At 33.9% G+C, this 16,271-nt stretch carries 9 protein-coding genes; all 9 read right to left on the bottom strand.

Going from position 1 to position 16,271, the window contains the following annotated elements; translation table 11 throughout:
- Positions 1-42 precede the first annotated feature (42 nt).
- A complete protein-coding gene (locus BLS90_RS01355; protein WP_091254166.1) occupies positions 43-1,908 on the bottom strand; it encodes a trehalase family glycosidase in 1,866 nt (621 codons plus the stop codon).
- Positions 1,905-3,119 (bottom strand): MFS transporter, encoded by a 1,215-nt coding sequence (locus tag BLS90_RS01350; RefSeq protein WP_091254164.1) that lies wholly within the window; start codon positions 3,117-3,119, stop codon positions 1,905-1,907. Before BLS90_RS01350 ends, BLS90_RS01355 begins: the two co-directional genes overlap by 4 nt.
- 148 nt (positions 3,120-3,267) lie before the next feature.
- Positions 3,268-5,004 carry an alpha-amylase family glycosyl hydrolase gene (locus BLS90_RS01345; RefSeq protein WP_091254161.1) on the bottom strand — a complete coding sequence of 579 codons (1,737 nt, stop codon included), beginning with the start codon at positions 5,002-5,004 and terminating at the stop codon, positions 3,268-3,270.
- Between the two features lie 6 nt (positions 5,005-5,010).
- The gene (locus BLS90_RS01340) at positions 5,011-5,937 is read right to left on the bottom strand and encodes a carbohydrate kinase family protein (protein WP_091254636.1); all 927 of its coding nucleotides are present in this window, start codon (positions 5,935-5,937) and stop codon (positions 5,011-5,013) included.
- Between the two features lie 16 nt (positions 5,938-5,953).
- On the bottom strand, positions 5,954-7,258 hold the full coding sequence (locus BLS90_RS01335; protein ID WP_091254158.1) for an MFS transporter: 1,305 nt from the start codon (positions 7,256-7,258) through the stop codon (positions 5,954-5,956).
- Positions 7,259-7,391: 133 nt separating this feature from the next.
- The gene (locus BLS90_RS01330) at positions 7,392-8,309 is read right to left on the bottom strand and encodes a hypothetical protein (RefSeq protein WP_091254156.1); all 918 of its coding nucleotides are present in this window, start codon (positions 8,307-8,309) and stop codon (positions 7,392-7,394) included.
- Positions 8,309-9,637 carry a vanadium-dependent haloperoxidase gene (locus BLS90_RS01325; protein WP_091254154.1) on the bottom strand — a complete coding sequence of 443 codons (1,329 nt, stop codon included), beginning with the start codon at positions 9,635-9,637 and terminating at the stop codon, positions 8,309-8,311. The genes BLS90_RS01330 and BLS90_RS01325 overlap by 1 nt, the downstream gene beginning before the upstream one ends.
- Positions 9,638-9,642: 5 nt before the next feature.
- The gene (locus BLS90_RS01320) at positions 9,643-12,927 is read right to left on the bottom strand and encodes a VCBS repeat-containing protein (protein WP_091254151.1); all 3,285 of its coding nucleotides are present in this window, start codon (positions 12,925-12,927) and stop codon (positions 9,643-9,645) included.
- Complete coding sequence (locus tag BLS90_RS01315) at positions 12,920-16,237, bottom strand: VCBS repeat-containing protein (RefSeq protein ID WP_091254149.1); 3,318 nt, start codon at positions 16,235-16,237, stop codon at positions 12,920-12,922. The genes BLS90_RS01320 and BLS90_RS01315 overlap by 8 nt, the downstream gene beginning before the upstream one ends.
- Positions 16,238-16,271: the final 34 nt, after the last annotated feature.

Raw genomic sequence — 16,271 nt, 5'->3', positions numbered from 1 at the left:
TAAAAAAAATATGCATTCAAACAACAAAAATATTTTTTAGCATTAAAATAGATCCTCTGGCGAAATTAATTCTCCTAATTTTATTTTTAATTCTGTGCTTAAAATTTGCAATCCATATTGATAGGACGCATTCATCCAACCAAAACCTTCCTTTGCGATGTAATCAAATTCTGTTCCTACATTACCATATTCGGCAAAAACCTTATGTGAACTGATTTCCAAATCGAATTTTTCTGGAATTGTTCCATTGTATTCTACAGCATTTATCGTAATTAACCACAACCATCGGTACACCATTTCTTGTGCTTTATCTAAATAGTTATACTTAAGTAACCCTTCCCATAACAACATTTGATGTGGTGCCCATCCAAAAGGATAATCCCATTGTCGTTGCGGTTCGTCCATGGAGATATTAGCACTACTCGCTTTCGTACTTCCTGTGATTCCACCTGTTTTTATAAAATGCGGCAGGGCTACTTCCACTAATTTTTTAGCTTGATTTTCAGTACACAATCCTGCCCACAAAGGAAAAAAGGTTGTAGCTGCCTCAAATGGAAATTGTTCTTGGTTAACAAAATCATAATCAAAATACATTCCCGCAGCTTCATTCCAGCACAATTCATTAATCTTTTCTTTTCTAAATGCAGCCTTTTGTTCCCATTCGTTTGAAGTACACTTTACATCTCCAATTTGAAAGGTGTCCCCAAAATAGGTTGCAATTAAATAAGCAATGTCTTTTTCGTATTTATAAAGAAAACTATTTACATCAACGGAATTTAAGTTCGCACACCTATTTATGAGTCGATCCGTGGTGTCATGACCACTTTCACGCAAGCTTCGGTCATGAACAAAATACAGATCCAAATCAGCGTCAACCAATTTTCTTTCTAAATATTCTTTCTCAAATGCGCGAATCGGCATGTTATATTTTTTAGCATAAGGCGCTAAAACATCGTCAAAATGCCCAGGCTCCACTTCAAAGGGCATTCCAACGCCTTCCGCTTTATATCGGTTCAAACCCGTTTCTGTTAATCGGTTTCCTAACACCATCCAAACCGTATTGTATTCTAAAATAATAGCATCCAAATGGCTCTTTAACCATTCTTGGTTAGGCACATTTTCTTTTACAATTTCAACAATTAGAGAGGAATACAATGGCGGTTGTGTTCTTGTCAAGTAATAACTTCGGTTTGCATTCAGAATTTTGCCGTAATGTGTAATTTGGTATTTAAAGTTCTCCGCGATAGCCATAGCTTTTTCGAGTTGGTTATCAATTAAAAGACCAACCCCAATAAAATAACTATCCCAGCCGTACATTTCATTAAATCTTCCGCCAGGGACTACAAATGGAACTCCTTGCAAACTATCTATTTTTTGTTCTAAAGCCAAAGCTAAAATCCCTGGTTTATTGTTTAAAGTAGCCACATATTCCATGGAATAATTTACAGGTAAAATAGCTACTTTGAAATTCTGAAGTTCTTTTTCTAAATCTTGAAAATAAGAAACCCCTTGTTTGTCCGTCGCAGCAACATAAAGTGTTGGGACATCACTATTGGTTTTTTCGTCTTCAAGAATCTGAGTCAAGCCCTTCTTGTCTATCGTTCTAGTGAGTTCATTCCAATAATCATATTTGATTTTTCTTGAAATTCGATCGACAGGATTTTCTTGTATACGGGCTAGGTCTACTTCACCCATCTCCATTTTACTTTCTTTTAGCACTGCTAATTCTTGAAGTAAATTTGACAAATAATAGGTTCCCGTAATAACCTGTTCTTGCTTTGTCTTTTCATCAATTAACACAAATCTTTTAGGGCCTTGGTCGTCTTTGGTGATTTTTTTATCTTGATCAGTATCTTCTTGAAGCAAAAGTTCTCGAAAAGTTTTATCTATGTTCAGTGAGAATTTCATGATTTAGCAGTAAGTTTTTTTAGAATAAAGAAAGAAATAAGCAATAATGACATTGGAATTAGAGTATAATAAAAGGCATTTTCCGGACCTTCATTTTTAAATAAGTAACCAATAACTCTAGAACCCAAAGTACCCCCAAGTGCAGAGAAGACGACTATTAAACCCGTCATGGAACTGTGTAGTTTTTTTGGCAAAGCACTTAAAACCACCGAATTTAATAGCGGATAAATAGGCGCAATAAACAGTCCCACTAATGGAAATGCAAATCCTATTATTGGAATATCGCCAAGCGAATTGATTTCTTTGACATCCAAGCCCACTGTTTTAGGAAGTACAAATATTACAATGAGCATAGCAGCTACAATACAAAAACTAAGTATCCAAATCCAATTGACCCTTTTTGTAATTACTCCTGCTAAAAGTCGTCCTACAGCTAATGAAATAGCCAAAATACTCGCCATCATAATACTTATATTCTCTGGAAGATGGAGCACTTTACTATTGAAAGTAGGCAACCAAGACATGATTCCCTGCTCAATCATTACAAACAAGAATGCGCTGATCACAAAAACAATCGTCAATAATTTCGCAAACAATTTAAACATTTGCTCAAAATCATCTACTAAATTAACACCCGGAATATCAGTTTGATTTTCGAATTTAGTAAAAAATAAAAAACCAAATGACAGTAACGAAATCCCAGCTAACAACCAATATACGTTCAACCAAGCATCAGGATTCGCATCAGAATTAAAAGCGGGAAATAGGAAATAAGCGAGGGCAATTCCAATCATAAATACGCCTTCAATGCTACTCATCAAACTATTATGTTCTTGTTGATTCTCCGTAATTGTTCCAATAAGCGAATAAACAGACACTTTTATCAACGCAAAAGAAACGCCTACAGTTGCAAAAAGTACCTTAGCCATATCAAATGAATTTCCAAAATACATACTAATACATGCCACAGAAACCATGGCCAGACCAATAAGCATGGCTTTTTTATACCCAAGCCTTGGCAAAAACGAAGCAATTAGAAAGGACACTATAGCGATAGGTAAATCCTTGTAAGCTTCTAGAACGCTTGCCTGCAATTCATCAACGCCATAATTTTTTTGTGCCTTTAATATCACAATTCCCACGCTGTTCAGTAGAATTGCAAATACAAAGTAATTGAGATACATGGCAATTTTAACCGTACTTTTTTTCATCTTTTAACTAATGTTTTAGGTGAACTATTATTTAGTACTAAATTATAGTCCACTAATTAAATATTCTTAAATGTGATTTGAGTTCTGCAATCTCGATTCATTTTAATATTTGAACAGGTCTGCTTTTTTTTAGATTCCAATACGAAATTTAAAAACTCATAATGTTTGTGATTCCGTTTTCTATATGGTCAATCGTAAAACTATTTGTTAAAAGGTTCACTTTTAAATGTGCAAGCGCGTCATCGTTCACCCATTTTATATCTATACCAGTAGCATCGGCATCGTTAATTTCTATTTGGCCGGAAAAAGCAGCAGATGTATTACGTAAACGAATAATTTGCAACTGTTTCTGAACAACGTCAGTTTTCAAACCTTGCTCAATATCCTGCATTGACAATGCAGTACGATTAATTTCTTTATGTCCTGCACTTCCGCCATTATCTGCCGCTTCATAATTGTTTTTTCCCGCAAAAATATCTAAGTACCACACTTGTGGTATTCCTGGAACAAACATTTGGATGACTCTTGCTAAAAGCAACTTTTGCTCGTCCTCTCCCAAAGCACTAAAAAAAGTAGCATTGATTTGATAATAAGAAATTTTATTTCCTGAAGGATCGTATAAGTTTTTAACACGCCCACCACGTTCCATTATTGTAGTCATTATCCCTTCAATCTCGGCATCCTCTAACAATCCTTTATTATAAAACCCATTTACCTCTTTGCCTTTCAAGTCTAAAACAGGAATTCCATCATGGCAACCTAACATGTTTACTGTTTTGTATCCTTTAGCAATAATTTCTTTGGCCCAGCTTAACAAAGCACTACTTGTTTTGTTTTCGATAGTATGTATCGTTAAACCTGGTAAGAAAAAGTCGTAAATATAGTATCCTTTAGTGGCAACCTCATCATGTAGATGCAAACCATACTCTGCATGAATTTCTGGCAGAAGCATCAAATTATTTTTTTGTGCGATTTGATTAATACGTTCTAGATATTCCCAAGTTCCCGGTTTATTAAAAAAATTGGACTCCCCAACTTCTTTGTGCAAATAGGCGAAAGCATCTAAGCGAAGAATAGTACATCCGTAACCCTTGAGCTTTTTCAGGGTCTCCTCATAGAAATCCCAAACCAAAGGTGATTTCCCATTGACATCCATTTGCCCTAAATAGGAACGATTTTGTTCTACAATTTGTAAAATATCAGCTTTTAATGGCGTACAATCTTTAAAATCAATCGTTGTAAAATCTTGATTATTTGCTATGGCCTGATTAATGACTGGAACAATATATAAACATTGCGCTTCCGTTAATCCTTTTATGTTTTCCAACTCATCTATTGTGATTGAATTGTAGGTGATTTGTTGATAAAAAGTATTCCAATAGGGTTGTTCTGAACCATCTGGAAAACGCACTTTTAGGATTGGCAACCCCAACTTTCTCATGAATAACTTGTTGAGAAACTCTGGTTTTGGAATGATAATTCCATCTTCATTTTTAACACCGTTTCCCTCCCAAAATTCATTCCAATTGATGAAAAAATCTTTATACTTAGATTTATTTCCATACTGCAATAGGTCTTTGAACTGAGGAGATGCAACAGAAAGATGGTTTAAAACAATGTCAAATTTCAATTTAATTTGAAGTTCTTCTAAATCTTTTAAGTCCTTAGTGTCCACTAAATCTGTATTAATATCATAATCAATAATAGAAAAACCTCTATCTAAGTCACTATTGAAAAAGGTAGGCAAGACGTATAACAAAGAAAAAACATCTTTGAATTCGGTCATTTTGAGCATTTCAATCGTATCACTGAATTTTTCACCAATACTATCTGGATACACATTAAGCATTACACCATTGCTGATTTTCGTACTATTTTGTTGCATGATATTTTATAAAAGTTTTGAAAGGATATTGATATTATCCGGTAATCGACCCACATTTTGCAATTTTAAAGCGGCTAATTTTAAAGCAATATCTAAACATTCTTGGATTGATTTTTCCTTGATATAAGCAAATAAAAATCCGGACCAAAAGGCATCGCCAGCACCTGTCGTGTCCATAACCTTATCAATCTTTATAGCTGGCATTTCAATTACTTTTTCTCCTTTTTGAGATAATTTCACCCCTTTGCTGCCTAAAGTCAAACAAACAGTATCCGCACCTTGATCATGAAAAAACTGAAAAATTTCTTCATGAGGAAGTTCTTTTTCAAAAAGGCGTAGCATATCGTCCTCACTAATTTTTATCAATGGATTGAATTGGCAATAGGTTTTAATTACTTTAAACGCTTTCTTTTGACTTTTCCATAGTTTTCTTGCGTAATTCACATCGATACTCAGCTTACAACCTAGGTTATATGCTTCTTGCGCCTTTTTTAAGATCGTTTTTTGCGCAGGATTTTTACTCAATGCAAAACAAGTAGTGTGAAATATGGTTGTATTAGCTAGTGTTTCACTTGAAATTTGCTCTTCATAAATACAACAATCTGCAGAGCGATACGGTATGAAATCTGGAGTACCGTCTGATCTTGAAACAAAAATAACGCTTGTAGATTTGTCTTCTAAAATGTTCAAATGATCCGTATTCACTCCAACATCACCAAGTCGCTCCGCAATATATGTCCCAAAACCATCGTTCCCTACCGTTGCAACCATAATAGTATTTAAACCCAATCGGGTTGAATTCATAGCAACGTTAGTAGGGGAACCGCCTAAATACCTATGATAATCTCTTGTTTCATTTATCAATACTCCTTCTTGATGCCCGATGAAATCAACAAGAACTTCACCTACACAAAGAATGTCTATTTTATCCATCTTGTTGTCTATTGAATTATTCACTTACTTTTATCTTTTTTATTTTTATCAATAGTGTACATACTGCTGCAATCGCTAATAATACCCCTGCAAAACTTATTGCTTGACGTGGATCATTGTCTAGAAAATTCCTTAGTATGAAACCAAATGATAGGTTTTGAATAATCATAGGAATCACAATCATCATATTAATAATACCCATATACACGCCATATCTTTCTTTTGAAATAACAGCAACAACCATCAAATAAGGAATTCCCATCATACTTGCCCATGCAATTCCATAACCAATAATCACTGCAAAAAACACATATTGATTTTGTACCATTGGAAACCATAAAAAAGAAACGGCCCCAAATAACAGACACACAAAATGAATCATTTTAGCACCATGCTTTTTGGCTAATTTTGCCAAATAAAAAGCAATTGAAAAGGTAACTATAAAACCAAATGCACCGATTAATCCGTTCCATTCTACCGCTTTTTCATAGCCTGCAGGGTTCTTTGGGGTTACATCCCAAACGGATAATGCAATACTTTTTGAATTATTTTGCCAATAACACATCATCGCATACCATTGAAACAAATACACCAAGAAAAGTTGCCACATTACTTTTGGCATTTCCAAAACTGCTTTGTAGATATCAATAAAAGGAGAAAAAATATTTAAAGGCTCCGCTTTCAAAACAGCCAATTCTTCCTCAGTAGGCGGAATTTCCTTGGTTTTACTCATGCTCCACCAAATAGAAGTAACAGAGAGTACAGCACCTAGAAAAAAGGAAGCGTATATCCAAGTGGGCAAAGAACCTGTGTAACCAACAAAGACAATTGGAAACAGAAAAAGAGAGATATACGCTAAAAACTGCCCAAAACCAGTAAAGAAACTTTGTGCTTGAAAACCCATTGGTTGTTGTTCTTCATCTAGTGTATCTGCAATAAAAGCACGATAAGGCTCCATCGCAGTATTGTTACCCACATCTAGAATCCAAAGTAAACCGGCTGCCATCCACAGTGAACTGCTGAATGGAAATAAAAATAAAGCGATACTACAAATTATGGCTCCAATAAAAAAGTACGGTTTGCGCCTTCCCCATCTTGGATGCCATGTTTTATCACTCATTGCCCCTATGATGGGCTGAATCAGTAATCCCGTTAAAGGTCCCGCAAGATTTAATATCGGAATTTGATCTGGACTGGCGTGCAAAAAATCATAAATGGGATTTACAGCACTTTGTTGCAAGCCAAAACTATATTGTATTCCAAAAAAACCAACATTCATATTGATTATTTGCCAGAAGCTTAATTTTACCTTTAAATTCATTCTAGGTGGTTAATTTGTTAATTTTTTCTAAATTTAATTTTAATATTGCCAATTAAAAACAGAATAAAAACAAAAACGTTTTCGGAAGACCCGAAAACGTTTTCGATTATTTAAATCAATTAAAAAAACCTTTCTATTTTGATGCAAAAGGGACAATTATTCGGGTCTCCCATTCCAATTCATTTCCTCCATTAAAAGGATTTGACAAGAAATTTTCCAACACTTTATTTTCCAATGCAATATGGTGCTTTTCTGCATAATCCAGTAGCGCAAACCAGGCTCTATCTGAGGTTCTGAAATTTCCAAAATAAGTCGCTTTCAATCCTTTGACTGCTGCTAAAGTTTTGAATTTTACTACTTCATTCTCAATGATTATTGTGTTTTTATCAATTGGAAAACAATAATTAAAATCGATCTTTTCTTGATCTAGATTCCAATTTGTAATTTCAATATAAGGTCTTCCTATAATTTTTATTTTATTTTCAAACAAAAAACCGGTAATTATTGCATCGTTTCGAATCATTGTTTGTCCTTTTTCCTGCAATACACTTTTCAACTTAATGTAAGCTACAAATGTTTCTTCCGAAGTTCCTTCTCCATCAATTCTTACTTTAAAACTTTTCAAGTGTTGGCCCAAACCTTTCTTAAAATCAGTTATTTTTTTGATCTGTTCTTGCTTGAAATCTGTATTGAAAAAAGGCACTGTTAGTTTATTATACCAACTATGATTCCTATCTTTTACCCCGACATTCACTTTAGTCACCGAATCGTTTATAGCGGTAATATCCCACGTATATTCCATTTGGACGGCTCCTTTTTTCATTTCTTGTTTGATAAAATCAAAGTTTCGTTTTTCTACGATCGTATACTTTTCTTTTTCTTTTTCCCATTGAACAACAGACCACTCCTGAATTCCTTGAAAAACGGTTCCAGTAGCTGCATTTACTTTAAACGAAATGCAATAATCAGTCTTCTTTACAAATAAATACCAAATTAAAAACAAGGATAAAAACGCACTACAAACTATTATAATTTTCTTTCTGACTGTCATTATTTTTTAATCATCTTTAATTTTTCGACAATAAAATTTCCTATAGTTTTACCATGATCAATTCCGTTTACAATGGCGGCTCTGTAATGAATTCCTCCATACAAGCGACTCATAGCCGCTTCCTGGGCGGCGGCGTTAAAAGATCCGAAATTTCTTTTTGGCAACCCAAACTGCAATTCAGTATCATCTGTATACGAAAAATTATCTCCAAAAACTGAGGTTAAAACTATTGCTGAACATGTTGAAACCACAGAATGACCGCTAGTATATTCTGGAAAAGGAGGCGTTTGCAATAAGGGTTTCCAATTTTCATCAATATTCTGATTGATTACTGTTTCCGGACGTACTACATTACTTTTGAATTTTTGATCCCAACAACTGATAAAACCTTCAAAAATACCAATCGAGGTTTTCGTGTAAGCAAAAACTGTTTTAGCAAAATCAGCGTTTGATTTTTTTGAGGCAATTTTTACAATTCCTATCCAATGAGCTCCTGGTGTAATTTTCTTTTTAGCGAACATCATGTGTCCTTGGGAAACCGAAACGTAAGGATTACAATCCCAGAATTGAGCAATTTTAATTTCTTCTGAATTATCTCCTTTTTTAACCATCTCTTTGCTAATATCATAGACTTCTTGAACTTCTTTAAAAAAAGGAGATTTTTTATCTAACGAAAATGCAAAAGCAGGAATTGGTTTAAATTGAGCGGCAGAGTCAAGAACCAAAGTCCTTATTTCACCCCAATGTGGCTCCACGGCATCCATGTATGCTGGAGGTGTAGGTTGCCATCTTCCTGGTTGATTGGCATAAACCGAAAATTTAGACATCGTACGTGTTTCTTTATAATTGTCTTTTGCCATCCATTTCTTTATGCGCTCAGCAACTTTTAGTCCGTATTCTTTAGAAACTGTAAACTCTTCTTCATTTTCGTCAGTCCATTTTTGATATAAACTATCTCTGAATTTGTCTACTATTTCCTCTGAGAAAACTAATTGCTTACTTAGTTCCATGTGTGCGACAAGAGCTGCCAAAGGCTGATTCACGGCACTTTTCGAATCTAACTTGGGTATTGAATCTAACCCGTTCAATTGATTCTGAAGACTGATATACATCTTACTGTTTTGAGCCATGATTTCATAAGCCGCAATGTTTGGATACACAAAAATCCTACTGGCAACAGGTGGCGAAAAGATATCATGAATCATAATTTGAGTAACATTATCTATTGCAGCATGGTATTCATCTGTAGTAACTACAATAGATTTTTCCTTTTTACATGAAATAAAAAGAAGACTAATTATTGCAATACTAAAAAATTTTGCTTTCATTTTTATTAATTTGTAGGTTGCTTTCTATTTCCATTTTTAGCTGAAGGCATTTCGTAAAGTTCTGCTTTTTTATTGTTGATGGTAACCAGCATGTATTTTTTGCCATTTAAAGTAATAATATCAAGGTTTCTAACCGCTTTTTGGGTCAAATCAATTCCTACTTGATTACCTAAAAATATGGTTTTCTCGTTTTTGATTAAAGCTCCTGAAAAACCGTCAAACCTGCTGTGGTATGGAGAAACTCCAAAATAATTTCCTGCCGCAAAAACTTCCTCTTTCGCATCTGAATCAAAATTAGCTTTTAGAAAACTAGTAATAGGAGCGACTTGCATTTTATTTGAAAAAGGAACAAAAGTGAATTTCCCTTTATCGTTTCTTAAGTAACCGGACTTCAAATTATGTACTTCAAATAACTTTGCTTTTTCAAGCATTTTTGGATCAAAAACTTCTTCCAGTGTTTTTCCTGCGAAAGATTTATAACTATTGAATTTCTTTTTTAGCATTCCGCTGAATTGTTCCGCTAATTCGTCCAGCCCTAAAGTTGTGTAGTATTTTGCGTTTTTTTCTATTGCCACAATAGTTTCAAAAGATCCGTTAGCGTCAAAATCATCATAATACATTTTCATTGGAAAATCCTGTGAAGCTTTAAATTTAGAATTCATTCCCCAGTTTCCAACCAAATAATCTTGATCGCCATCCTGATCGATATCAAAAGGAATTATGGATTGCCATAATCCATTGCTTTTTTCCGGAAAAACAGTTGCTGTTACATCCGTAAATTTACCGTTTTTATTTGCGAAAAATGTAGGTTTCATCCATTCTCCAATTACAATTAAATCCATTTTTCCATCCTTGTTGAAATCAGTAAAAACAGCAGCTGTAACCATTCCGATTTTTTCAAAAGTTTTGCTCTGGACCACCGTAAAAACTCCTTTGTTATTGTTTAACAAATAGCCATCTGGAAGGCTGCCAAATCTATTGTTTATGGAATTATTACCCACAAAAAGGTCTAAGTCTCCATCATTATCATAATCAAAAGCCTTAACAACAGAGCCGTTTTGTGCTATTTTAGGCAATGCTACTTCAAGAAATTGAATGCTTTTATTCAAATACAAACGATCCTGTAAGTCCGCTGCATTTTCACCTCCACCGGAAGCAACATACAAATCATTCAATTTATCATTATTGAAATCTCCAATCACTACGGAAGCGTCTTCAAAAACAGAATCCTTTTCGATTTCAGCCACTTTATTTTTTACAAATCCAGTAGCATTTTGAAAATAGATCATTGCTTTTTTACCTTTGGAACCACCAAAGAATATATCCTCTTTTCCATCGCCGTTTAAATCCCCAATTGCCGTTGCAGGACCTCGATCTGACCGTTGATACGGAATTAATTTTTGAACTAAAAAGTCGATATAGTCATTTTCCTGATGCACAAAATCGATTCCTAATCCTGTTTCTAACTTTTTAAAAATGGGTAAAACAGTAGGATGTAACTTTTTGTAATCAAAAGCGTTCCTGTCTTTATTTGCTTTTATAGTGAGCGTTTGAGCCGTTTTAACATTCTTCAAGGTTTGGTAGGTCTTATCGGGCCAAATCACAACTAATGAATCAATTTGTTTTGTTTTACCATAGCCAAAATGGATTATTGGTTCAGATGAAGATTGAAATCCCCTAGTAGTCTGCAGTTCCTTAAATTGTTTTTTACCTTTGGAATACGAAATTACTTTGGCTCCAATTCCAAAAGTATTTTTTCCTATAAATCGCAGTTTCAATTTTAAATAGTTTGCTTTCGCATCCGTTTTATTAATGTAAACTGACGCAATAGCATTCGTATTATTAGTGATTACATCCAAATCTCCATCATTATCGAGATCAGCATAACCGCTACCATTTGAGATTATAGAATCATTTTCGATCCAATCCTTCGAGCGGTTTTTAAATTGTAAATCAGTTGCCCCTTGAAAAACATAATTCGTTACATTCCCCTTTGGCATTCGCTTCAAAGCCTCTTTATCTAGTAACTTTGTGGTGTTAATTTTACTTTTTATTTGATCATTTGAATAATATTTTACATAGTCCAAATCATTTGGACGCTTTGGAATTCCGTTACTTACAAAAATATCCTGCTCCCCATCTTGATCATAATCCCCAAATAAAGTACTCCAACTCCAATCCGTTGCCGCTACACCGCTCAACAAAGCTGTTTCAGTGAAACCGCCTCCCGCTTGATTAAGCTGTAGCATATTTCTGGAGTATTGGTAATGATAGCCTAATTTTTCGGTTCTCATTTTTAGCATTTGTACATTATCATCCCCAAGAGAAGATTTCAAAACTTTTTCATCTTCGGGAAGCATATCTAAACTCAGAATATCAGGAAAACCATCATGATTTACATCTGCAACATCAACCCCCATAGAAAAACGACTGGTGTGACCAAAATACTGTTTGAGACTCTCGGTAAAAGTGCCATCGCCGTTATTTAGATAATAGTAATCATCCTCGTGAAAATCATTGCCTACGTAAATATCTGGATATCCATCTAAATTGAAATCAGAAACCGCCAATCCCAAACCGTAGCCATTCGCACCGCCAAAAATTCCTGCCTGATCACTTACATCGACAAATTTTCCGTTATCATTGCGAAATAATTTATCTCCACACTCATAGCTTCTTTTGTTTCTAACGGAAGCATTACCAAAAGAGGATTCAGAGTGCACGGCGTGATTCAATAAATACATGTCTAAATCTCCATCTAAATCAAAATCAAAAAATGCTGCCGAAGAACTATAATTATCAAGATCTAATCCGTATTCAGCCGCGCTTTCTGTAAATGTGTTGTCCTTGTTATTGATGAATAATTCATTTTGACCTTCGAAACCATTAATGCCTACTACCGCACAAACATAAATATCAAGATAACCATCTCCATTTACGTCAGCCATAACGGTACCGGTGTTCCAATCACTTTGACCTTCTACTCCGGCTTTTACCGAAATTTCTTCAAATTTATTTTTTCCTTTATTCAAGTATAATTTATTTTTTCCTTGATTAGATGTAAAATAAATATCAACTAAACCATCGTTATTAATGTCGCCAAGAGCTACACCACCACCATTATAATAGTACAGGTAATCTAAAATGGAAATGTTTTTAGACTCAACTAATTCGTTATTGAAATTGATATTACTGTCGTCAGAAGACAGTTTTTCAAACAATTGCCCTTCTTTTTTGGAACAACCCATAAACAGCAATGAAGCCAGTCCTATTCTGAAAAAATTATTCATTACGTCTAAATATTTTTGGGGTATTATCATTAACAACAGCTATAATCGATACCGTTTTATTTTTGTCTTTAATTAGCTTCAGGTTTTTCACCTCTCCTCTAATGAAGAAACCAGATTGATTATAAGGCAACCAAGAAAAAGTTCCGTTTTTACTACCTAGAAGAACGCTACCGTAGTTGGCATCCAATCTGGAAAACTGTGGTTTAAATTCGTATTGATTTCCTCCCAATACCAAATCCAAAATTCCGTCACTATTCACATCCATTATACAAATTGAATTTACAGATGAGAATTGAACTTCTTTTGGGAGTGTTTTAATTTCAAATTTACCATTTCCTTTATTTATTGCAATGATACTTTCTTGTATATTAATCGTCTTTTGTATCGAATTACTAACTATTTCTGGGACAAATAATTCTTGAAAGGTCTTGGTAGCATAATCCTTGTAACTCAAATTTTTCTTTTTGATCGATGGAATTTGTCGCGCTAATTCTTGCTTTAAATTTATTGGTAAATCTTTACCTTCAATTGATTGAGTTGCTATTTGTTCAATAGTTCCATTATTATCAAAATCATTGACAAATAATTTCAATGGGTTTGCAGCAGCTGGTTTGTACGGAGTATTTGTCCCTTTATTACCCAAAATTAAATCTTTCTTACCATCATTATTTAAGTCCACACAACGCACTGCGTTCCAGAAACCTTTGTAATCAATAAGATTAGATTTATATTCAGTCAATCTTCGACCGGTATTTTTGAAAATCATTGGAGCGGTCCAATCACCAACCAAGATTAAATCTTTTTTGGAATCATTGTCAATATCTTCCCAAATGGCATCAGTGATCATTCCAACAGTATTAATTTTGAATGCCTTTTTGTCAATTACATTAGTGAAATTTCCTTTTCCATCGTTTTCCAATAACAAATGCTTCGGATCAATTCCATATACACCGGGAACGCTTCGACTTCCAATAAATATGTCCATATCGCCATCATTATCAAAATCATAAGGAGCTATTACAGCTACATTATTATTGGTCGTTGGCATATTAGTTTTGCTTTTTGCAAAAACTCCTTTTCCGTTATTTAAATACAAACGATTTTCATAGTTGGCCTGATCTGCTTTTTCATTTCCACCTGAACCTACTAACAAATCAATATCACCATCATTATCTGCATCAAAGAAACTGGCTGCCGTATCTTCAAAATTAAAATCGACATCTAAGTCTTGCTGTGAAGTTATAGTAAAATTACCATTACCATTATTCAAATATATTTTACCGGCCTGACCTTTGGCTCCGCCAATAAAAACATCTTCATTTCCGTCACCATTTATATCCGCAACGGCAAGCGAAGGACCTTCTTGCGAAAGCATTTTAGAAATTAATCCTTCATAATCAAAATCAATATAATTATTTTCTTTATGTGTTAAAAAAGTTGTTTTCTTTTCATTAAACAAGGGTTTTGATGTTATAGCTTTTGGAACATAATCTACTTTGGCATTTACAATATTCAAATTAATAGTAGAATTATTGACGATTTTTTTAATGGTTTGAAATTTACCGTTTGGCCAAATCACTTGCAGGGAATCAATTTTTTTAGTTCCAATTCCAAAAGTCATTACATAATCAATTGAGGATTGAAAACCTCTGGAAGGAATTAATTCTTGTCTCAGAATTTCTTTACCCGAGAATAATTCGACAACACTTCCAACAGCAAACTTATTTTGGCCTTCACCTTTCAACCTTACTTTTACGAAATGATTATTTTTGTTTTTCTCTGAATTATTTCGATAGACGAAAGATTCCATATTAACATTATTGACAATCAAATCTAAATCGCCGTCATTATCTAAATCTCCATAGGCAGCGCCATTAGAAAAACTAGGAGTGTCTAGTCCCCATTTCGTAGCTTCATTACTAAAGGTCAAATTTTTATTATTCTTGAAGGCGTAATTAGGGATTGGGGTACTTGGCATTTTACTGATAATAGTCTGAATTTCTTCTTTTTTACCTGTAACCACCATTTTTTGCATAAATTCATTGGCAAAAAAGTCAACAAAATCTTGATTCGTTAAATCGTTATAAATTCCGTTACAAACGTAAATATCTTTGTATCCGTCATTATCCATATCAAATAACAAAGCGCCCCAACTCCAGTCCGTTTTGGCAACACCAGCATGATTTGCTATTTCAAGAAATTGATTATTCCCATTATTAATTTGCAATGTATTTTGCATGTATTGATAATAGAAATCTAAATTTACTTTTCTTGTAAATAAATCATAATTTTCAAAATTTGTAGTCGTTTTTAAGCGTTCGTCCGGTTCCGGTAACATATCCGTTACAAAAATATCGGCTTTCCCGTCATTGTTGACATCTGCCATATCAGCTCCCATGGAGGATTGACTAATATGTGATGTCCATCCCTGAATTTGTTCGGTAAAGGTTCCGTTTTTATTATTGATGTATAAATAATCTCTTTCATAAAAATCATTCGAAATGTAAATATCCGGATATAAATCCCCGTTTACATCTCCTAGGGTAACTCCAAGACCAAAGCCTATCAAACTACCATAAATACCTGATTTTTCACTTACATCCACAAATTTTCCGTTATCATTACGCAATAGTTTATCACCTCCACCTTTTAATATTTCGGCAACATCCCAATCTTTATCTCTTAAATCTCTTTTATTAGAATAATTAAGGCTGCTTACTGGAATAAAACTATTGTTTAAAATATAAACGTCTAAATCCCCATCTTTATCATAATCAAAAAAGGCTGCATGAGTTGTAATTCCAGTATCAGCCAGATTGTATTCAGCTGCTTTTTCAGTAAAAGTATTATTGCCGTTATTGATAAAAAGCTCGTTTTTTTGTTGATTTCCTAGACTATTCCCTGCGTTACACACATAAATATCAAGGAATCCATCCGCATTTAAATCAACCATTACTACTCCTGTAGACCAGGTTTTGGTTCCTTCGACACCTGCTTTTTTAGAAATATCTTCAAATTCAAAATTTCCTTTATTTAAATATAATTTGTTGGTTCCAAGATTTGAAGTAAAATACACATCAGAAAGACCATCATTGTTGATGTCACCAATAGCAACACCTCCGCCATTATAAAAGTTTCGGTATTTGAATATATTCATATCCGCTCCATTCTTTACTTCATTAACAAAATTAATTCCTGTTTTAGAAGCGTCTAATTTGGAAAACAAAGCGTCTTTATTTTCTGAATTTTCTTTGGAACAATTGGAAAAAAGTAGAATAATTAAGGGTAATAAGACAAAACGATTTGACATATTATATTGTGGTATTTTAGTTAGGGAATTGTAT

It is taken from the genome of Flavobacterium omnivorum, assembly GCF_900099915.1.
In the GTDB taxonomy this organism is placed as follows: Bacteria; Bacteroidota; Bacteroidia; order Flavobacteriales; family Flavobacteriaceae; genus Flavobacterium; species Flavobacterium omnivorum.
This window is presented reverse-complemented; position numbering and strand designations above follow the sequence as displayed.